Genomic DNA, 19,266 nt, shown 5'->3' on the forward strand with positions numbered 1-19,266 from the left:
GACAGGGGATAGGCACATAGTATTAAACATGCATTTAAAATGCAAGTTAACAAGCGGCGCAAACAGTGCAGGCCCGCTAGCTACCGCAAAGCCAGCCCAAAGAAAAAGGACCCTGCAGGTCCTTTTTGTGACGGAAGCGTTATATCTCGCCAATCAAAAGCCGCGCGAATACTTGAAATTGGGTGTGGTGCCGGCTGCGCCGTGATAGACATCCGTTACAACGGTTCCGGTGGGATCGAAATAGACACCGATGGAGGCACCAGCGCGTGGTTGTGCACTGGTCCAGGATTGCAGCACCATCGAGGGCGTCCGCTGGATCAAAGAGGTACGTGGCTTGCAGCCTATGGTCTGATTGACCTGATCGACGGTCATGCCCTGGGCGATGGCGTTGTATTTGGCCAGTGTGAAATCATCAAAAGTACATTCTTCCTTCACTTGTCCGGCCGGCGGCACGCCGTTGCCGCCAAAACTGAAGCGCGTCAGTGCGATGCTGCGGCCGGTAGGCAGGACCAGGGTGCCGGTGGTGGTGCTGGTGAAGTTGACGACGATATTGCCGACATTGGCATTCCAGAGGGTGGGCGACTGGTAGTTGCCGTTCAAGGTCTGGCCGCCGCCGTATTGCTGCCACACACCCTTATAGGTCGAATCGTTGGTCATGGCGGTAGGGCCCGATGCATACCAGACCGGCTTGCCGGTTTCGTCATACATATAGCCGGCCATGAACATCATGCCGTTCTGGACTTCAATGGTGAATCCCCGGCCACCTTCCGCGGCGTTCCACCACCAGCCGGTTTCGGGCGTGGCATGGGCTGGGCTGGCCAGCATCAACAAGGCGATGGTCGAAGAAACACTGAATAAAGGGCGAAGTAGCGACATAAGGGTGGCTCCTAGGTTAATTATTGGACGCTTATATTAGAAGTGATTGGTTTAATGCTTTCTAATTTAACGGGCGTGCAATTTGGGAATTCCGCGTCTTTTTAACACAGGCAATATGCGCTTTGCTTGGTATTACTAACTACGGATTAATCGGACTGGATCACCGCCAATATTCCCGGCAATTTAATGAAACCCATCATGCTGCCGCGGCATAAACGTGGAAGCCGTCGAAGTCGCCCTTGCCAATGGCGGCGCCAGCCCGGCGCAGCAGCGTATAGGCGGCGGTGGCATGGAAAAAGAAGTTGGGTAGGGCGTATTGAAACAAAAACATCTCGCCCGGCAGATTCAGTTTCGCCTGGCCCGCCTGGTCTTCAATCTGCCGCTGCTCCGCGCCGAAAAAGTCGCTGGGCGGCAATTCCGCCAGCAAGTTCGCTACATGGTTAAAACGGGCCCGCAGGCCGTCGAATCCCGGCTCGAAATCGCCATAGGGCGGCACCGCCCGATTGGCCAGCGGATAGCAGGCCCGCAAGGCGAAATTGGCGGCAATCTCCATCTGCACGGTGAAGGGCAGCATGTCCGGTGCGATACGCGCGTGCAATATTCCGAGGTCGGCGGGGAGGGCTTCGGCGATATCGATCAGGGCGTGCAATTGGCGTAGATAGCGCTGGAAGACCGGTATCGAAGCGGTATAGAGATGGGGTGTCATGGCGAGGATATGGCAGGGATGGAGCGGCATATTGTCACAAAAGCGCGTCGATTTTGGTCGGATCGGCTGCCGTCGTGCTAGGGTTGGCCGTTTCCCGTACGCTGTCGGACCCTCGGCATCACGACGGCGCGACCGCATCAAGCAGGCCATTTATGCCCCAACTGAAAAAATACCTGAGTGCCTATTCGCCGACCTTGCAGGACAAGGTCCGGCAATTGATCGCCGAGGGCAAGCTGGGTCAGCATCTGGCCAGCAAGTATCCCGACCGGCATGCGATACAGACCGACAAAGCCTTGTATGCCTATACCGCGGAACTGAAACAAAGTTATCTGCGCAATGCGCCGCCCATCGACAAGGTGTTGTACGACGGCAAGCTGGATGTGGTGCATCACGCCCTGGGCCTGCATACCGCGATATCGCGCATTCAGGGCGGCAAGCTGAAGGCCAAGAAGGAGATCCGCATCGCTTCCTTGTTCAAGGCCACGCCGCCGGAGTTCCTGCAGATGATCGTGGTGCACGAGTTGGCGCATCTGAAGGAGCGCGAGCACAACAAGGCCTTTTACCAGCTGTGCGAGCATATGCAGCCTGGTTATGGCCAGTACGAGTTCGATTTGCGCCTGTACCTCACGCATCGGGAAATGCAGTAGTCCGGATGCATCATTGCCTGGGGATCACTTGGCCAGCGCCTACGCGCCGCTGTCCTCGATCGGGTTTCAGCCCCAGTCGCTCCGGTCGCCGCTGATATCGGTCACGTTGTCGCTGTTGTCTCTCAGGTCAAGATGGGTCAGGCGGCCATTCTGAGTTTTCGCCTCGGTCAGCGCCTGCTTGCCAGCGGCACCGATTTCGTTTTTGTACAGATTGAGCGAGACCAGGCAACGATTGTTCGCCAGCGCTTTGGCCAGCGCCTGCGCGCCGTTGTTGTTGATATCGTTGGTGCTCAGGTCGAGTTTGGTCAGGCAGTTATTCTGTTGTAGTGCTTCGGCCAGCGCCGTCGCGCCGACAGAACCGATCTGGTTCCAGTGCAGCGAGAGCTTGGTCAGGCCGTGATTCTTCTGCAGTGCCTGGGCCAGCGACTGCGCGCCCTTGTTGCCGATTTTGTTGCCGTCCAGTCGTAGTGTGCTTAGGCAGTTATTCCCTACCAGCATATCGGCCAACATGCTCGCGTCGTTTGCGTCTATCCTTTGGTTCCATACCAGTATGGCCTTCTCGTCGCAGACGCCGAGCGGATAGCGTTTCAGGGCGAGCGTTTTCAGGTAGCTATTCAGCGTCAGCGCACCTGCCAGCGCCTGCCTGCCAGTGACGCCGATCGGGTTGTCGCTCAGATCGAGCGAGCTAAGGCAGCCGTTCCATACAAGCGCACCAGCCAGTGCCTGCGCGCCGCTGTCGCTGATTTCGTTTCCGGATAGCTTGAGCGAGATCGGGCAGTTGCGCCGCTCCAGCACTTGGGCCAGCACCCCTGCACCCATGTCGCCGATTTTGTTCCAACCCAGATGGAGCGAGGTCAGGTAGCGATTCTGCGCCAGCATGTCAGCCAGCAGTTGCGCACCGATGTCGCCGATCTGGTTGTAGCGCAGGTCGAGCTTGGCCAGGTGGTAATTGCTCTTCAACGCATTGGCCAGCGCCTGCGTGCCACAGAGGTTGATCCGGTTGTCGGACAGGTTGAGTGAGGTCAGGCAGTGATTGTTCCCCAGCACCTCGGCCAGCGCCTGCGCGCCATGGTCGCTGATTCTGTTGCTACGCAGGTTTAGCGTGGTCAGATAGTGATTCTTCGCCAGCGAACGGGCTACCTTTTTTATTTTAAAGTCACCGAGGGAGTGCTCGCTGAAATCAAGCGCTGTCGTGTTCGGTTTGTTGTCCCGCAACTGCCGCCTCAGCAACCACGTTGGTGGCCCTCCCGGCTCCCACCCTTGCACGACAATCGGGTCGGAGTGGGTCATTGGAGTGGAGGGTAAGAAAGTAGTCCCAAGCGGCAACATGTCTTGTCTCCTGGATTTCCCCGCCAGGCGGGGAGGGGGATACACGTGTTTAGGGCCGCATTCGGCAATACTTTCGGTTATTTGGTTCTCGGCGGTTTTGTGAGCGCTATAAGTCCTTGCGTGTTTTCCACAACGAATAGGCCACACCGGCGGCCAGCAGGCCGAATGTCACGCCCAGCGAAACCGGCGACGGGATCTTGATGGCGAAATTGACCAGGAAGATCTTGATACCGATAAAGATCAGCACCACCGCGAGGGCGAACTTCAGGTAGTGGAAGCGGTGCACCATGGCCGCCAGGGCGAAGTAGAGCGCGCGCAGACCCAGGATGGCAAAGATGTTGGAGGTAAAGACGATATAGGGATCGGTGGTGATGGCGAAGATTGCCGGCACGCTATCCACTGCGAACACCACGTCGGTCAATTCAACCGTCACCAGTGCCAGCAACAGCGGCGTTGCCCACCAGACCATCTTGCCCGCCTGTTTGGGATCGGGACGCTTGACCAGGAAGTGGTGGCCATCCAGCTCTTCGGTAAAGCGGAAGCGGGACTTCAGCCATTTCAGCAGCGGCATCCTGGAAATATCGGTCTCCTCCTCCTTCATGCACAGCATGCGGATGCCGGTAAAGGCCAGGAAAGCGCCGAAGACATACATGATCCAGCTGAACTGGTGCAGCAGGCTGGCGCCCAGGCCTATCATCAGCCCGCGCATCAGGATGGCGCCGACGATGCCCCAGAACAACACCCGGTGCTGATAGGCGCGAGGGATGGCGAAGTAGGTGAAGATCAGGCTGATGACGAACACATTGTCCATCGACAGGCTTTTTTCCACCAGGAAGCCGGTCAGGTAGTCCATGCCGGCCTGCGGGCCCAACTGAAACCATACCCAACCGCCAAACAACAGGCCGGCGCTGATATAGAAGGCCGACAGCTTGAGGCTCTGGCGTATGCTGATTTCCTGGTCTTTGCGGTTCAGAACGCCTAGATCGAGCGCGAGCAGAAAGACGACGACCAGGGCAAAGCTGCCCCACATCGCAAGTGAGTTATCCATTTATTCGATTCCGGAAACGCGGGCGGCTGACGCTGCCTTGCCGCCCGCGGTGTTGTAGGTCAGGCCTGCAGTTGTTGCAGTGCCGAGATGCGGGATTCCATCGACGGGTGGCTGCTGAACAGGCTGCTCAGGCCACGGCCGCTGATGCCTGAGGCAGCCATGTTCTTGGGGAGTTCCCCGGGTTCGCGGCCACCCAATACCTGCAGCGCATCGATCATCGGCGCCTTGTTGCCCAGCAAGCGGGCGGCGCCTGCGTCGGCGCGGTATTCACGCTGACGGGAGAAGTACATGACGATGATGCTGGCCAGGATGCCGAAGATGATTTCGAACACGATGGACGAGATGTAGTAACCGATGCCGGGGCCGCTGCTTTCCTCATCGCTCTTGCGCAGGAAGCTATCGACCAGGTAACCGGCAGCGCGCGACAGGAACACCACGAAGGTATTCACCACGCCCTGGATCAAGGTCAGCGTCACCATGTCGCCGTTGGCGATGTGGGCTACCTCGTGGGCCAGCACCGCTTCCAGTTCGCGCCGGCGCATGCTCGAAAGCAGGCCGGTGGAGACCGCGACCAGCGAGTTGGATTTGCTGGGGCCGGTGGCGAAGGCATTCGGCGCGCCTTCGTAGATGGCCACTTCCGGCATATTCAATCCGGCGCGGGTGCTCAGTTGGCGGACGGTTTCCACCAGCCAGGCCTCGTCGGCGTTGCGCGGTTGCTCGATGACCTGTGCGCCCGTGCTCCACTTGGCCATGGTTTTGGACATCAGCAGCGAAATAAAGGAGCCGCCGAAACCGATCAGGGCGGAAAAGGCCAGCAGCATGCCGAAGTTCATGCCATTGGCGGTCAGGAAACGATCCACGCCCAGCAGGCGGGCGCTGATCGACAGCACCAGCATGACGGCGATATTGGTGGCAAGAAAAAGCAGAATGCGCTTCATGGTAAGACTCCCTTGGCGAGCCAGGTGGTCGCATACATTGATAGACAGGAACGAAGCTTACTGGATCAGTTGCTACCAAAGAATCGAGTATAGTCGTAGCTATTGCTCGATTTTTTCGATGGATCAGTCATGCACAAGCCGGAACTCAACTATAAGCATTTGCACTACTTCTGGGCGGTGGCCAAGGAAGGCGGGGTGGCCAGGGCGGCGGAGCGCCTGGGCATCAGCCCGCAGACCATCAGCGGGCAATTGGCCAAGCTGGAGCGGGAAATGGGACGAGCCTTGTTCCAACAGGAAGGGCGTCGCCTGGTGCTGACCGAGGCAGGCAGGCAGGCCTTGCATTTCGCCGACGAGATTTTTCTGCTGGGCGAGCGTTTACGGGAGGCCTTGGCGGCGCCGCAACTGGGTTTGGCCAGCCGTCTCACGGTGGGTATCGCCGATTCCGTGCCCAAGCTGGTTGCCTATCAATTGCTCGCACCTGTGCTGGCGGCAGAGCCGCAACTGCGGCTGGTATGCCAGGAGGGCGATTTTGAAGAGCTGGTGTCGGCGCTGGCGCGGCACAAGCTGGATGTGGTGCTGTCCGACCGCGATCTGGGCCAGGGGCAGCAACGGCGCTTGGCGGCCAAGCGGCTGGCATCTTGTCCCATCGGGATTTTCGCGGCGGGTAGCTTACTGGCGAACAGCGAGGCGGCAAGCGGCAAGGAAATATTGCAGCAGGCGCCGCTGCTGTTGCCCAGCCGGCGTAGCTCCATGCGCGCGCGTATCGATGCCTGGCTGGAAGCCGAGGGCTTGCGGCCACGCGTGGTGGGCGAGTTCGACGACAATGCCTTGTTGACCACGTTCGGCGGGAGTGGGGCCGGCTTCTTTCCTGCTGCCACCGTGATGGCGGATATGTTGGCGCGCCAATATGGCGCCGAGCTGGTGACCGTGTTGCCGGAGTTGAGCGAGGATTACTATGCCATCAGCCGGCCGGCGCGACTGCCGAACCCCCATGTCGAGAGGCTGTTGCAGGCTGATCTGCAGTGGCGGCAGCCATTGGGCAATTGATGTCGCCTTCCGGCGGCTATCGCCGGCTGGCAATCCGGAAAACAAAAAAGCCCAGCATGGCTGGGCTTTTTTGCTGCATCTGGCTCCTCGACCTGGGCTCGAACCAGGGACCTACGGATTAACAGTCCGGCGCTCTACCGACTGAGCTATCGAGGAAAGGAGGCGCAATATACGGGGTGAAACGGGATCTCGTCAAAGCTTTTTTGAAATTATTTTTATCCATGCCCGCTGGCCTGGCACGTAATTTGTTTTTCATCAATGGTTTGCCGCCGAAATGCATGCTGCACGGCAGCATGGTCGTCTGGCGATTGCATGACGGGCTGAACTACACTGTAAGGACAAAAGCCGCGCCAGAATCAGGGAGTACGCCAATCATGCAGGCCAAATCCAGCCATACCCTTATCGCCGACCCCTATCGCGCCGGGGTGGCCTTGGGTGAGTCGCTATCCGCCCTGGCGCCCGAGGTGGTGTTTCTGTTCAGCACGGTGCACTACGCCGGCAACCCGGAATTGCTGGAAGGGCTGCGCGATGTGCTGGATTACCCCGGCCTATTGCTGATCGGCAATAGTGGCGACGGGGTGTATGAAACCAGCCGGGTGACCGATATGGGGGCCAGCGTGCTGGGCTTGAACAGCGGCGGCGAAGTGAGCTGGCATACCGTGGCGGTGCAGGGGGTGGCGGCCGATCCCGTCGCTACCACCCGGCGCGCGTTCGCCGATCTGCGCCTGGCCATGGGGGGAGAGCCCGACCTGGTCTATCTCGCTTCGGATTTTCGTACCGATGCCAGCATGATCGAGGTGGTGTTGCGGGACGAGGTCGATTGCCCGGTGATGGGCGGCCTGGCCGCCGATGATGACCGGATGCAATTGTCTTACCTCTATCGCGACGGCGAGGTGCTGCAAGATGCGATCGTATTGCTGGGCGCGCGCGGCAATCTGCGCTTCGATATCGCCATCGGCAATGCCATCAGCCCCATTGGGCGTCCCGGCACCATCGAATCGGCCGCCGGGACCCAGCTCTACCGGATCGATGGCATCGGTGCGATGGATTTTATCGAGCGCGAGACCGGCAAGCCGGTATTGCAGACCGATCGTGGCGTGGTGGCCTTGAGTATCATCGATCCGGATCGCGTCGCGCAGAAGCGCTTACGCGCCATCGTGCCGGATTTCAGCCGCGCGGAAGGCGCGATAGGACTATACGGCGGCATCGAAGCCGGCAAATCGGTACAGGTTTGTCTGGCCAGCCCGGACGAGTTGCTGGTCGAGATCAGCACCTTGGCGCAGCGCGCCAGTCTGTTGGCATTCCAGCCGGTGGCCGGCCTGATCGTCAGTTGTACCGGGCGCAAGCAGATGCTGGGAAGCGATATCCGCCGCGAAACCGAGTTGTTGAGCGAAGCTTTCCCCGACGGCCTGGCCCTGGCCGGCTATCCCTCCTTCGGTGAGATCGGACCGTTGCGTGAGGGGCAGGGCTATACCCGCAATCTATTCCACAATATGACCTATGTACTGCTGCTGATCGGGGCCTGATATCGCCATGAAGTTGCGCTTGATCAGCATGCTGGCCCCGCCACCGCCGGGTTTCCAATGCGTGCAGCCAAAGAAGCGCGATCTGCTGGCGGGTCCGGTGGCGGTCTACTGCCGCTCCCTGGATGAGCTATTGCCCATCGTGGACGATTTCAAACGGCGGGTGGCTGGGGTGATCGTGGTGCCGGGCGACGGCTTTCGGCAGGAACAGCTGGGCGCGCTGCTGTGGCGGATGACGCTGCCGGTGCGCTTGCAATCGGTACTGCGCGTGCTGGTGGAGCCACTGTTGCTGGCCATCGCTGCCGCCATGGTGCAAAGCGAGCAGACGCAAACGCTGGCCTGCACGCTGGACCGGCTGCGCGACGATCTCGATACCACCCGCAGCGACTACGTCAGGGTGACCGGCAAGCTGCAAAGACAGTTGCGCCATATGGCCGATACCCAGACCGAACAGCAGAGGGGCGAGGCGGAGCTTAGAGCCATTCTCGACCTGTTGCCCCAACCCATCTATGCCACCGATCCCGATGGCCTGCTGCTGTTGGCCAATGCCGCCTTTGTGCGGGCCCAGCGCGTCGAGTCGGCGGCCGCATTATTGGGCCGGCCCGAGGCCAGCCTGCATCTGCCGGCGCAATGGCTGGCGCAATCGGCGCAAATCGACAAAGCCGTGCGCGCGGCGGGTACCAGTATGAAATTGCCGGAAATGCCCTTGCTTGGGCTGGACGGCGAGATGCGCCACTACGATGCCGTGAAGTTGCCGTGCAGCTTGAGCGCCGAATTGGCCGTACTGACGGTGATGCATGACATCTCCGACCAGTATGCGGTCGAGCGGCATATGCAGAGCTTGAACGAGGAGTTGGAACGAAGGGTGGCAGAGCGTACTTGCGAGCTGGAAGAAGCCAATCGCGAACTGGAATCCTTTTCCTATTCCGTCTCGCACGACCTGCGCGCGCCCTTGCGCGCCATCATGGGCTTCAGCCAGATCCTGGCGGAGGAGGCCACCGGCCGATTGAAGGAAGACGAGGTCGGCATACTGGAGCGGGTACAGGCCGGCACGCTGCGCATGAACCAGCTGATAGACGACCTCTTGATGCTGGCGCAGACCTCGCGCCTCGAGTTGCAGCGGGAACCCTTGGATCTGGCGGTATTGGCGCAATCGGTCTGGCACGACTTTGCCGGTTTGCGTACCGGCTTGACGCTGGAATTCCGGTGCCAACCCTCCCTGCCGGTCGTGGCCGATGTGCGCTTGCTGCGCCTGGTGCTGGAACAGCTGCTGGGCAATGCCATCAAGTTCAGCGCCAAAACCCAGGCGGCGGTGGTGGAGGTAGGCGGCGTGCTGGAGGAGGGCGAGCAGCGGTTTTTCGTGCGCGACAACGGCGCGGGTTTCGATATGGTCCATGCCGGCATGTTGTTCACGCCCTTCCATCGCTTGCATGGGCAGGCCGAATTCGACGGGACCGGCATCGGGCTGGCGACGGCCAGGCGGGCCATCAGCCGGCACGGCGGCAATATCTGGGCGGAGGCCGAACCGGGCCGCGGGGCCTGTTTCTGGTTTACCGTCGCGGCTGACCGCTAGGCCTGTGTCCTGGCTTTCGCCGAGCGTAAAAAAAGCCGCCATGCCTCGCGGCTGGCGACTTTTCCAGGCCTTATGGTTTGGAGCGAGGCCGCTTAAACGGTCTTGCGGGCCTTGCGGCGGGCGACGAAGCCCATCAGTCCCAGGCCAGCCAGCAGCATGGCATAGGATTCCGGTTCCGGAACCGGTGCGCCCAGGGTGTAGTTGTAGCCGCTGTTCGACACCAGTTGGCCACCGATGGCGGTTACGCCCAGGTAGAAGGAGTTGGTGGCATCGATGCTGGAGTTGCACAGGTAAGCCTGGGCACAGAACGAATTCAGGGCGAACTTCACGCTCAGGTCCAGATCCTTGTTGGTCGGCACGTCCAGGGTGAAACTGACCATGCCGCTCCAGTCGGTGGCGGAAGCGGCGTTGCCCAGGTCCGCGTTACGGCCGTCGCCGGAATAGGATTCGTGATGGGTATACGCGATATTGGAGCCACCCTGGTGTGCTGGCTGGGTGAATTCGGCAAAGTGCCAGGAGCGGCCGCTTTGACCACCAATCATCTCGGCCCAGCTGCCGCTGCCTTCGCCTTCGCCCGGATGATCGACCATCTGGCTCAAGCTGACGTCGAAGTCGGCCAGGTTCGAGCGGATGGGCTGGGATGAGCTAAAGATGTTGCGGGGGGCGGAAACGAAGGGGTTGCCGAACTTGGCATCGTACTTCACGGTGAATTTCAGCTGGGCATTGTCGGCAGTGGAGTTCACGCGCAACTTGTCGGCGACGTTGACACCGGACTCGGCGAAGATGAAGCGACGGTCCCCGGTGGCGCCGCTGAGCGACGACTGGGTGCTGCCCTTGAAGGTGCCGGTGGTCGGATCGAAATAACCGGTGGCCGTAGCGCTGCGCTGGATATCGGTACCCTGCGCGCTGACCGTTGATTGCACATTGGCCGGGGCGGTGACGTCCCATTTATTGTCCACGGTGTCGTTCTGGACACCGTTCTGGTTGTAGCCAACGCGTGTGCTGAGGATATTATCGGCAAATGCCGATTGCGAGGCGAAGGCTAGGGCCAGCGCGAGTACAACTGTCTTCTTCATTTTTAGTTCCCTGATTTAAGTGTTTTTATTAATGCGAATGCATTCTACTGTTCCCATGACAAAAAGGTTTTTTGATCAGACTCTTTCCAAAGTTAATATTTACCAGGAATGAGTGCGTATTTGGCCTGTTGATCGGATATCAATAGTATTATTAATTTCTAATTAATGAAGTGCGAGGCCTGTCCGCCGGGTAACGAGCAAATGGAATTCCAATTGCTGGATCGACCGAGCGTCCAGCGCATCGTCGGCTTGCACGCCAGCAACCAGCTGCCCGGCCATGCCGCGATGCGGACATTCACAGAACGGCTGGGGGAGGTGCCTATCTTCCGTTACGATGCCGACCTTGCCGCAAACCCATCCTAATTTGTATCTGTGAGTCAGCATGTTTCCTATCGCCCTAATCCAGCACGTCGCCGATGACGGTCCTGGCTATCTTCTACCTTATCTGAACCGTATCGGCCGTCCCTGCCAGGTCTTCAAGATGTTCGAGGGCGCCCGCTTGCCGCACGCCATCGATGGCTATGCCGGCCTGGTGGTGCTGGGCGGGCCCATGAGCGCGAACGACGATATCGGCTATTTCCCGCCCCTGTTGGCCCTGATCCGTGCCGCCATCGCCGCCGATATCCCGGTGCTGGGACATTGCCTGGGGGCGCAGCTGATGTCCTTGGCGCTGGGCGGTACGGTGCAGGCAGCCGAGCACGTGGAAATCGGCTGGTGCGACCTGCGCCTGGAAGACTCGGCCGCACGCTGGTTCGGCGCGGTGGAAACGGTGCGTCAGTTCCAATGGCATGGCGAAAGCTTTTCGATTCCCGCCGGCGCTATCCGTATCGCCAGCGGCGACTACTGCGCCAACCAGGCTTTCGTGGTGAACGGCCTGCATCTCGGTCTGCAATTCCATAGCGAAGTGGACGAGTTCAAGGTCAAGCGCTGGCTGGAATTGGGTCAGGAGGAGTTATCGCAATGCGCCTCGCCGGCCGTGCAGCAGGAGGCTGCGCTGCTGCCGGGCCTGGCTGAAGCGATCGTCGCCAGCCAACGCGTCGCAGATACCATTTATGGCGAGTGGGTGAAGGGGCTGCGGTAAGGCTAAGGCCTGCCTTGCGATGCCAGCCAGTCGTACAGCCGGCTATTATCCGCCCAGGCGGCATTGAAGCGGAAATAGCGGCTGCCCTCCCCGGCGGGAAGATAGAAGCGGCCCGGCGCCAGCGCGATGCCGGCATGGGCGGCCGCGTCGGTCAGTTGCCCCGCATCCAGGCCGGCGGGCGCTTCTGCCCATAGGAACAAGCCGCCGCCGGGACGGTGGGGAATGGACCAGCCCAGCGCGCCCAGCTTGTCGCATACCCTGGTCTGGGCATCGGCCAAGCGCTCGCGCAGACGCTCCAGATGGCTGCGATGGTGGCCGTCGCTGAGCATGGTCAAGGCTGCCGCTTCCATCAGTTCGGAGCTGGTCAGGCCGCCGGTCATCTTCAGTTGGGCCGCGCGGGCCGCGGTGGCGGTGTCGGCGGCCAGATAGCCCACGCGCAAGGCCGGCGACATGGTTTTCGAAAAGCTGCCCAGGTAGATGACGCGCTGCAACCCGTCCAGGCTGGCCAGGGTGGGGCTGGCGCCGGGTAGCAGGTCGGCGAAAGGGTCGTCTTCGATGACCCGGAAATCGAATTGCTCGGCCAGCTTGAGTACCTGGTGGGCGACCATCGCACTGGTGGTGGTGCCGGTGGGATTGTGCAAGGCGCTATTGGTAAAGAAGGCGACCGGCTTGTGTGTGGCGGCCAGCTTGGCCAGCGTTGCCACATCCGGCCCCTTGGCGCCGCGCGGTACGGCGGCCAGCCGGGCGCCATGAGCGGTCAGGGCCGCCAGCAGGGTGGAATAGCCGGGGGCTTCTACCAGCACGGTATCGCCCGGCTTGACCAGCAGGCGCATGGCCAGGTCCAGTCCCTGGCTGGCGCCGTGGGTCAAGACGATACGCTCGGCCGGTGCTTCGATGCCGCGCAGGGCCAGCCGCCACTGCAGATGCTCGCGCAAGGTGGGTAGTCCCTGCGGATGACCATAGCGGGTCAGCATGGCGGCTGGGGCGCGGGCCAGCGCGCGCAGCGCCGCCCGTACGCCGTCCTCATAGAGCCAGTCGTGCGGTAGCCAGCCGCAACCGGCCGGCAGGTCCAAGCCGCCATCCTCGTATACCCGCTGCAGCAACCAGGCATCGTCTACCGGCGCCCGCTCGGGCGTGGCCGCGGGCTTGCTCCGATGGGCCGCCACGAAATAGCCGCGGGCCCGTTGCGAGGCGATCCAGCCGGCGGCCACCAGCCGGTTGTACGCCTCCGCCACGGTGAAGGGGCTGACCCCGGCGGACTGGGCCAGGCCGCGCACCGAGGGAAGCCGCGCACCCTCGCCCAGGACACCCCGCTCGATCTTGGCGATGACGCCATCGACCAATTGTTCGGTCAGCGATTGGCGTGAGTCGGGGTCGAGTTGGAGCATGGTTGAGCTGAATACCGTAAAGGTGAAAAGTGTGCTCTTTAAACTGTACTGTATTAATTTACAGTACAGCAGCTTGTCGGCAGGGGTGTGATGTATATGGATAAGTCACTGAATAGTGGCCGATACTGGCCCTGTTACGCAAGGGTGGCCGATCGCGCCACGGTATTGACCAATACAGACCAACACATTCTACCGGCAGGAGCCGACCATGGCCGTGAGCGAACTCGATCCCAACCAGTCGCTGGACGCATATTGGATGCCGTTCAGCCACAACCGCTACTTCAAGCAGGATGCCGCCCATCGCAGCAACCGCATGCTGGCCAAGGCGGAGGGCAGCTACTACTGGACCACCGAAGGCAACCGCCTGTATGACGCGCTGTCGGGATTGTGGTGCTGCGGACTTGGCCATCGCCACCCGCGGCTGGTGGAGGCGGTCAAACGGCAATTGGATGTGTTGGACTATGCGACCGCCTTCCAGATGGGTACGCCGGCGGTGTTCCACTTGGCCGAGCGCATTGCCGAGCAGGCGCCGGCGGGTTTTGAGCATGTGTTCTTCTGCAATTCCGGCTCCGAAGCGGTCGATACGGCGCTGAAAATGGCGCTGGCCTATCACCGGGCGCGCGGCGAAGCCCACCGCACCCGTTTTATCGGTCGCGAGAAGGGCTATCACGGGGTGGGATTCGGCGGGATTTCGGTGGGTGGCATGGTGGCCAACCGCAAGATGTTCGCCGCCGGCATGCTGCAGGGCGTCGATCATTTGCCGCATACCCATAACCTGAAGGAAATGGCATTTTCCCGCGGCGAGCCGCAATGGGGCCTGCACTTGGTGGAAGAGTTGGAGCGCTTGGTGGCCTTGCACGATGCGTCCACCATCGCCGCCGTGATCGTCGAGCCCATGCAAGGCTCGGCCGGGGTGATCGTGCCGCCGGCCGGCTACCTCAAGCGCTTGCGCGAGATCTGCAGCAAGCACGGCATCCTGCTGATCTTCGACGAGGTCATCACCGCGTTTGGCCGCATGGGCAAACCCTTCGCCGCCCAGCACTATGGCGTGAGCCCGGACCTGATCACCTTCGCCAAGGGCGTCAACAATGGCCTGGTGCCGATGGGCGGGGTACTGGCCACCAGGAATATGTACGACACCTTTATGGCGGGCCCGGCGCACCTGGTGGAGTTCTTCCACGGCTACACCTACTCCGGCCACGCCCTGGCGGTGGCGGCCGCCCATGCCACCCTGGATGTGCTGGCCGACGAACAGATCTACCCACGGGTCGAGAGCCTGGCCGGGGTGCTGGAGGAATGTGTGCATAGCCTGAAAGGCGAGGCCAATATTGTCGATATCCGCAACTGCCAGCTGGCCGCCGCGGTCGAACTGGCGCCGCTGGATGGCAAGCCCGGCCTGCGCGCCCTGCGGGTATTCGAGGAAGCACTCAAGCGGGGAGTCTTGTTCCGCTTCACCGGCGACATCATCGCCATGGGGCCGACCTTTATCTCGTCGCCGGACGAACTGGCCCAGATGACCGATGTGCTGCGTCAGTCCATCCATGCAGCGGGCTAGGCCCCACGCCTCTTATCAGACAGGATCATCGTTTATGACTCGCATCATCCCTCACTGGATCGCCGGCCGCGAAGTGCCGGGCGGCGCCAACCGTTTCAGCCCGGTCTATAACCCTGCCTTGGGCGAGGTAATCGGCAAGGTCGCCTTGGCCGATGCCGACGAACTCAACCAGGCCGTGCAGGCGGCCGAAGCCGCATTTCCGGCCTGGGCCGCCACCCCGCCCTTGCGCCGCGCCCGCGTGATGTTCAAGTTCAAGGAATTGCTGGAGCGGCATGCCGACGAAATCGTGGCTACCATCGCCAGCGAGCACGGCAAGGTCCGCGCCGATGCCCATGGCGAGCTGGTACGGGGGCTGGAAGTGGTCGAGTTTGCCTGTGGCGCACCGCATCTGCTCAAGGGTGAATTCTGCGAAAACGTCGGTACGGCGGTCGATAGCTACAGCTTGCGGCAACCGCTGGGCGTGGTGGCCGGCATCACGCCGTTCAATTTCCCCGCCATGGTGCCGATGTGGATGTTCCCGCTGGCCTTGGTGGCCGGCAACTGCTTTATCCTCAAGCCCAGCGAGCGCGACCCCAGCACCGCGCTGCTCTTGGCCAGGCTGTTACAGGAAGCCGGCCTGCCGGACGGGGTCTTCAATGTCGTGCAGGGCGACAAGGTGGCGGTCGATGCCATCCTGGCCCATCCCGCCATACAGGCGGTCAGCTTTGTCGGCTCCACGCCCATTGCCCAGTACATCTATTCCATCGGCACGGCCAAGGGCAAGCGGGTGCAGGCTTTGGGCGGCGCGAAGAACCATATGGTGGTCATGCCGGACGCTGACCTGGATCAGGCCGTGGATGCGCTGATGGGGGCCGCCTATGGTTCGGCCGGCGAGCGCTGCATGGCCATTTCGGTGGCGGTGGCCGTGGGGGATGAAGTGGCCGATGCCCTGGTCGCCAAGCTGGCGCCCAAGGTCCTGCAACTGAAGATAGGCAGCTGGGATTCGTCGGCCGATGTCGAGATGGGTCCGCTGGTCACCCGCGAGCACCGGGAAAAAGTGCGCGGCTACGTCGATATCGGCGTCGCCGAAGGCGCCGAATTGGTGGTGGATGGCCGCGATCACGTGGTCGCCGGCTGCGAGGGTGGTTTTTTCCTGGGTGGCTGCTTGTTCGACAAGGTCGGCACCGCGATGCGGATCTACCAGGAAGAAATCTTCGGCCCGGTATTGTGCGTGGTACGGGTCGCCAGCTACGACGAAGCCGTGCGCATCACCAACGAGCATGCCTATGGCAATGGAACGGCCATTTTTACCCGCGACGGCGATGCGGCCCGCGACTTCGTCGCCCGCATCCAGGTTGGCATGGTGGGGGTGAACGTGCCTATCCCGGTGCCCATGGCCTTTATGAGTTTCGGGGGCTGGAAGCAATCGCTCTACGGTGATCACCATGCTTACGGCGCCGAAGGTTTGCGTTTCTACACCCGGCTCAAGACGGTTACCGCCCGTTGGCCGCAATCGATTCGGGCCGGTGCGGAGTTCGTGATGCCGACGATGAAATAAAGCGTGTGGCCGGGAGGCCGGATGACGTTTTGTCAACGCCATGCCTCCCAGGCGCCCATCAGCGCGGCTACGGCGAATCCCGCCAGCAGGATGGCCGAAGCGCGGTTCAGCCAGACCAGCCGTGCCGGCGAGAGATACCGGGCGCATCGACTGGCGATGCCCGCCAGCAGCGCCCACCAGGCTGCCGAGCCAAGCAGTACCCCCAGCACCAATTGCAGACCGCCCAGGCCGCTGTCGGCCGGTATGCCCATGCCCGCGAATACGGCCAGGAAGGACAAGATGGTCATGGGATTGGATAAAGTCAGCAAGCAAGTAGCCAACAAGCCGCGCAACCAGCCGCTGGCCGCCACGGTTGCCGCCTGTCGGGCCGGCGCTTGCCACCAGCTCCGCCATGCCAGGTAAAGCAGGAACAGGGCGCCGCCGACCCGTAAGCCGGCCGCTTGGGTGGTGAGGAAATGCATCAAGGTGGTCAGGCCCAGCACGCCGACCAGGCCATAGCAGGCGTCGGCGAGGGCCGCCCCCAAGCCGGCCGTGAAGGCGGAGAGGAAGCCCCGTTCCAATGCGCGATGTATGCACAGCAAGCCGATCGGTCCAACCGGCGCGGCGATGGAAAAACCCAACAGAATTCCTTTGAGCAGCATGATGGCGTCCTTGACCTTGGGTAGTGGCAATGACGATCATTGTCCTGGTCGCGCCGATGCTGGCCCATGCCGGTTCTACGGTTTTGGGCCGGGTTTGGCTCACAATCGAAGGTTCTTTGCCCTGGCTCGCCCACCATGCCCACCGCTCCCAAGCTGGACCGCCTCAATCGACATCTGCTGGGCTTGCTCCAGCAGGACGCCCGCCTGCCGCTGGCCGAGCTGGGACGCCGCATCGGCCTCTCGACCCCGGCGGTAGCGGAACGGCTCAAGCGGCTGGAAGAGGAGGGTGTCCTGCGCGGCTACCATGCGGAGCTGGATGCCCATGCGATCGGCTATCCGGTTACCGCCTTTGTACAGCTGTTTATCGCACCGGAAACCTATAGCCAGGTAGAGACGCTGATTGCGGGCCTGCCGGCGGTGCGCGAGGCGCATCACCTGACCGGGGACGCGGCCTTTATCCTGAAAGTGGTGGCGAGTTCCCTGGCCGAGCTGGAAAGCCTGATCGCGCGTTTTACACCCTTCGGTCGTACCGAGACCGCGGTGGTGCTGTCCACCCGCCTCGCGCCACGGCCCCTGCCTATCGGGCCGGACTGAGTGCGGCACCGCCGGGATATGAGTAGCTGCGCGCGAGTTGCAATGCCATTCCTCACCTTGACAATGCTTTTCAGGACAGGCACTTTCGCGCCGCCGGAGTGGAAACGCCCGGACTTCTATTCGAATCGAAACGGGCTGCCATCGCCCTGGCGTGCTCGAAGACCTTCAGGGACCATTGTGAAAAAAATATTCAAGGCAGCAACGCTTGCCACCATGCTGTCGCTCAGTTTTGCCGCCCATGCGGAAACGCAGCCGCAGCCGCCCGCCGAAGCAAAGGTGGCCGATGCCGCCGCGACGCCCCGGGAACAAGCCCTCAAGGAACTGAAGCAATCCGAATTGTTTCAGACCTATTTGGCGGTGGTTGGCGAGCTGGTGCCGGCGGTAAGCAGCGAAACCGATATGGCGCGCTTGGTGGAACGGCTGAACCAGTTCGAATTCAGCCCGGCCACGCAACAGAAGCTGGTCAAGCTGTTCGGCAACCCCAAGCCCTTGCATCTGGAAAAGAAGTTGCTGGCCGACGGCAGCATGGATGTCCGCATCAAGCTCGATCCGCTGAAATACCGCGACTCCGCTGACGAAAGCCTCCTGGAGTGGTCGGGTATCAACGGCAACTCGGTTTTCAACAAGACCCTGGATCATGCCGTCACTGCCTTGAAATCCGACTCGATGGTGTTCGATAGCAAAGCCATGCATGTCGCGGTGACCGATATGCGCATGGATATCACGCAGGACAAGGCCAGCGAACTGATCTGGTGGATGACGGCAAACGCCAAGGTGGCGAGTATCGCCATCGAGGAAAAGAGCAAGGAGTTCAAGCTCACGCTCGACGATTTCTCCTACGATATGTCCATGCAGCCGGATGGCAAGAATGTGGATGTGAAGTACGGATTCCTGGTAAAGCGCATCAACTGGGGCAAGGAAAGCGTAGACGATGCCCGTTTCGCTATCCGTCTCAGCGGCATCGACCGCGCCACGCTGGAAACCATCGTGGCCGAATCGCGCAAACTGCAGGCCCGCAAGCTGACGCCGGAAGCGCAGATGAACGAAGGCATGGGCGTGATCCTCACGCACGGCAAGGCGCTGCTCAAGCACGGCATGATGCTGGAAGTACAGGATATTTCCGCCAAGTACCATGGTCACAAGGCTGAACTGAAGGGCTTCGTCAAGGTTGCCGGCCTGAAAGACGCCGACTTCAATTCGTTTGAGCGCGCAGCCAAGAAGGTGCAGGCGCGTTTCGATGCGCAGGTGCCCATGGCCCTGGCGACCGAGGTGGGTGAGACGCTTATGCGTGCCGAGTTGGAAAAGCGTCAGTCCGACAAGAAGGTGACCGATGCCGAGGTCAAGGAAGGCACCAAGATGATGATCGAGCAGCTGATGGAGAAGCCATTGAAAGAAAAATGGTTCCGCCTCGAAGACGGCCAGATCCGCTCCACGTTCGAATTCAAGCAGGGCAAGTTTATCCTCAACGGTAAGGTAATTCCGATTCCATTGGGCGGTAGTACCAAGTCCAAGCCCAAGAGCAAGAGCAAGGCCAAGTAAGCAGGCCAAGTTCCGGCAAAGCGCCATCCCGGTTCACGCCGGGGTGGCGCTTTGCTTTTGGGCTGTGGCTGGTGGCCTACACGCATGCCGGCCATGAGCGCATAGGTGCTTGGCCATCGCGGCTGTATGGCATGCTGTGCGGCGCGCCGCCGCATTGCCCCCGCCGAC

18 protein-coding genes and 1 tRNA gene are annotated in these 19,266 nt (G+C 61.3%); 10 read left to right on the forward strand and 9 right to left on the reverse strand.

What is annotated here, in order from left to right; genetic code table 11:
* Positions 1-153: 153 nt before the first annotated feature.
* Together FNU76_RS15950 and FNU76_RS15955 are read right to left on the reverse strand one after the other, a co-directional pair.
* Positions 154-876 (reverse strand): hypothetical protein, encoded by a 723-nt coding sequence (locus FNU76_RS15950; protein ID WP_144279111.1) that lies wholly within the window; start codon positions 874-876, stop codon positions 154-156.
* Positions 877-1,072: 196 nt separating this feature from the next.
* The gene (locus tag FNU76_RS15955; protein WP_179958143.1) at positions 1,073-1,612 is read right to left on the reverse strand and encodes a DUF1993 family protein; all 540 of its coding nucleotides are present in this window, start codon (positions 1,610-1,612) and stop codon (positions 1,073-1,075) included.
* A 122-nt stretch (positions 1,613-1,734) separates the two neighbouring features.
* On the opposite strand from FNU76_RS15955, the gene FNU76_RS15960 reads away from it, so the two are divergent.
* Positions 1,735-2,229: a M48 family metallopeptidase gene (locus FNU76_RS15960; RefSeq protein WP_144279113.1), complete on the forward strand. Its 495-nt coding sequence runs from the start codon at positions 1,735-1,737 to the stop codon at positions 2,227-2,229.
* A 66-nt stretch (positions 2,230-2,295) separates the two neighbouring features.
* On the opposite strand, the gene FNU76_RS15965 is transcribed toward FNU76_RS15960, so the two are convergent.
* The 3 genes from FNU76_RS15965 to htpX all read right to left on the reverse strand — a co-directional run bounded on the left by FNU76_RS15965 (position 2,296) and on the right by htpX (position 5,544).
* A complete protein-coding gene (locus tag FNU76_RS15965; RefSeq protein WP_144279114.1) occupies positions 2,296-3,558 on the reverse strand; it encodes a leucine-rich repeat domain-containing protein in 1,263 nt (420 codons plus the stop codon).
* Between the two features lie 106 nt (positions 3,559-3,664).
* Complete coding sequence (locus tag FNU76_RS15970) at positions 3,665-4,606, reverse strand: TerC family protein (protein ID WP_144279115.1); 942 nt, start codon at positions 4,604-4,606, stop codon at positions 3,665-3,667.
* Positions 4,607-4,665: 59 nt separating this feature from the next.
* On the reverse strand, positions 4,666-5,544 hold the full coding sequence (htpX, locus tag FNU76_RS15975; protein ID WP_144279116.1) for a protease HtpX: 879 nt from the start codon (positions 5,542-5,544) through the stop codon (positions 4,666-4,668).
* Between the two features lie 129 nt (positions 5,545-5,673).
* Between htpX and FNU76_RS15980 the strand changes: the two genes are divergently transcribed.
* Entirely contained in the window at positions 5,674-6,591 is a 918-nt protein-coding gene (locus FNU76_RS15980; protein ID WP_144279117.1) for a LysR family transcriptional regulator, read from the forward strand.
* An 80-nt stretch (positions 6,592-6,671) separates the two neighbouring features.
* Here the strand turns inward: FNU76_RS15980 and FNU76_RS15985 are convergent.
* Positions 6,672-6,747 (reverse strand) — tRNA-Asn (locus FNU76_RS15985).
* Between the two features lie 218 nt (positions 6,748-6,965).
* Between FNU76_RS15985 and FNU76_RS15990 the strand changes: the two genes are divergently transcribed.
* Positions 6,966-8,117 carry an FIST signal transduction protein gene (locus FNU76_RS15990; protein ID WP_144279118.1) on the forward strand — a complete coding sequence of 384 codons (1,152 nt, stop codon included), beginning with the start codon at positions 6,966-6,968 and terminating at the stop codon, positions 8,115-8,117.
* 7 nt (positions 8,118-8,124) lie between these two features.
* Positions 8,125-9,687, forward strand: coding sequence for a sensor histidine kinase (locus FNU76_RS15995; protein ID WP_144279119.1), 1,563 nt, complete (start codon positions 8,125-8,127; stop codon positions 9,685-9,687).
* 92 nt (positions 9,688-9,779) lie between these two features.
* Here the strand turns inward: FNU76_RS15995 and FNU76_RS24645 are convergent, their stop codons facing one another.
* A complete protein-coding gene (locus FNU76_RS24645; protein ID WP_223879050.1) occupies positions 9,780-10,763 on the reverse strand; it encodes a PEP-CTERM sorting domain-containing protein in 984 nt (327 codons plus the stop codon).
* A 201-nt stretch (positions 10,764-10,964) separates the two neighbouring features.
* Between FNU76_RS24645 and FNU76_RS24140 the strand changes: the two genes are divergently transcribed.
* On the forward strand, positions 10,965-11,126 hold the full coding sequence (locus tag FNU76_RS24140; RefSeq protein WP_179958144.1) for a hypothetical protein: 162 nt from the start codon (positions 10,965-10,967) through the stop codon (positions 11,124-11,126).
* 19 nt (positions 11,127-11,145) lie between these two features.
* Entirely contained in the window at positions 11,146-11,844 is a 699-nt protein-coding gene (locus FNU76_RS16005; RefSeq protein ID WP_144279120.1) for a type 1 glutamine amidotransferase, read from the forward strand.
* Positions 11,845-11,846: 2 nt separating this feature from the next.
* On the opposite strand, the gene FNU76_RS16010 is transcribed toward FNU76_RS16005, so the two are convergent.
* A complete protein-coding gene (locus FNU76_RS16010) occupies positions 11,847-13,232 on the reverse strand; it encodes an aminotransferase-like domain-containing protein (RefSeq protein WP_144279121.1) in 1,386 nt (461 codons plus the stop codon).
* A 208-nt stretch (positions 13,233-13,440) separates the two neighbouring features.
* Between FNU76_RS16010 and aptA the strand changes: the two genes are divergently transcribed.
* Positions 13,441-14,787, forward strand: coding sequence for an omega-aminotransferase AptA (aptA, locus tag FNU76_RS16015; protein WP_144279122.1), 1,347 nt, complete (start codon positions 13,441-13,443; stop codon positions 14,785-14,787).
* A 34-nt stretch (positions 14,788-14,821) separates the two neighbouring features.
* On the forward strand, positions 14,822-16,324 hold the full coding sequence (locus tag FNU76_RS16020) for a CoA-acylating methylmalonate-semialdehyde dehydrogenase (RefSeq protein WP_144279123.1): 1,503 nt from the start codon (positions 14,822-14,824) through the stop codon (positions 16,322-16,324).
* Between the two features lie 32 nt (positions 16,325-16,356).
* On the opposite strand, the gene FNU76_RS16025 is transcribed toward FNU76_RS16020, so the two are convergent.
* Positions 16,357-16,995 (reverse strand): LysE family translocator, encoded by a 639-nt coding sequence (locus FNU76_RS16025; RefSeq protein ID WP_223879051.1) that lies wholly within the window; start codon positions 16,993-16,995, stop codon positions 16,357-16,359.
* Positions 16,996-17,100: 105 nt separating this feature from the next.
* Here FNU76_RS16025 and FNU76_RS16030 point away from each other — a divergent pair, with 105 nt between their 5' ends.
* Together FNU76_RS16030 and FNU76_RS16035 are read left to right on the forward strand one after the other, a co-directional pair.
* Positions 17,101-17,559 (forward strand): Lrp/AsnC family transcriptional regulator, encoded by a 459-nt coding sequence (locus FNU76_RS16030; RefSeq protein WP_179958145.1) that lies wholly within the window; start codon positions 17,101-17,103, stop codon positions 17,557-17,559.
* 177 nt (positions 17,560-17,736) lie between these two features.
* Complete coding sequence (locus FNU76_RS16035; protein ID WP_179958146.1) at positions 17,737-19,098, forward strand: DUF945 family protein; 1,362 nt, start codon at positions 17,737-17,739, stop codon at positions 19,096-19,098.
* The last annotated feature ends 168 nt before the right edge of the window (positions 19,099-19,266 follow it).

The organism is Chitinimonas arctica, from assembly GCF_007431345.1.
GTDB lineage: Bacteria > Pseudomonadota > Gammaproteobacteria > Burkholderiales > Chitinimonadaceae > Chitinimonas > Chitinimonas arctica.

Coding starts and splice junctions, on each gene's coding strand:
- FNU76_RS16005 (WP_144279120.1), top strand. CDS start 11,146: ATGTTTCCTATCGCCCTAATCCAGCACGTCGCCGATGACGGTCCTGGC.
- FNU76_RS15965 (WP_144279114.1), bottom strand. CDS start 3,558: ATGTTGCCGCTTGGGACTACTTTCTTACCCTCCACTCCAATGACCCAC.
- FNU76_RS15955 (WP_179958143.1), bottom strand. CDS start 1,612: ATGCCGCTCCATCCCTGCCATATCCTCGCCATGACACCCCATCTCTAT.
- FNU76_RS24140 (WP_179958144.1), top strand. CDS start 10,965: ATGGAATTCCAATTGCTGGATCGACCGAGCGTCCAGCGCATCGTCGGC.
- FNU76_RS16020 (WP_144279123.1), top strand. CDS start 14,822: ATGACTCGCATCATCCCTCACTGGATCGCCGGCCGCGAAGTGCCGGGC.
- htpX (WP_144279116.1), bottom strand. CDS start 5,544: ATGAAGCGCATTCTGCTTTTTCTTGCCACCAATATCGCCGTCATGCTG.
- FNU76_RS15990 (WP_144279118.1), top strand. CDS start 6,966: ATGCAGGCCAAATCCAGCCATACCCTTATCGCCGACCCCTATCGCGCC.
- FNU76_RS15970 (WP_144279115.1), bottom strand. CDS start 4,606: ATGGATAACTCACTTGCGATGTGGGGCAGCTTTGCCCTGGTCGTCGTC.
- FNU76_RS15960 (WP_144279113.1), top strand. CDS start 1,735: ATGCCCCAACTGAAAAAATACCTGAGTGCCTATTCGCCGACCTTGCAG.
- FNU76_RS15995 (WP_144279119.1), top strand. CDS start 8,125: ATGAAGTTGCGCTTGATCAGCATGCTGGCCCCGCCACCGCCGGGTTTC.
- FNU76_RS24645 (WP_223879050.1), bottom strand. CDS start 10,763: ATGAAGAAGACAGTTGTACTCGCGCTGGCCCTAGCCTTCGCCTCGCAA.
- FNU76_RS16030 (WP_179958145.1), top strand. CDS start 17,101: ATGCCCACCGCTCCCAAGCTGGACCGCCTCAATCGACATCTGCTGGGC.
- FNU76_RS16010 (WP_144279121.1), bottom strand. CDS start 13,232: ATGCTCCAACTCGACCCCGACTCACGCCAATCGCTGACCGAACAATTG.
- FNU76_RS15980 (WP_144279117.1), top strand. CDS start 5,674: ATGCACAAGCCGGAACTCAACTATAAGCATTTGCACTACTTCTGGGCG.
- aptA (WP_144279122.1), top strand. CDS start 13,441: ATGGCCGTGAGCGAACTCGATCCCAACCAGTCGCTGGACGCATATTGG.
- FNU76_RS15950 (WP_144279111.1), bottom strand. CDS start 876: ATGTCGCTACTTCGCCCTTTATTCAGTGTTTCTTCGACCATCGCCTTG.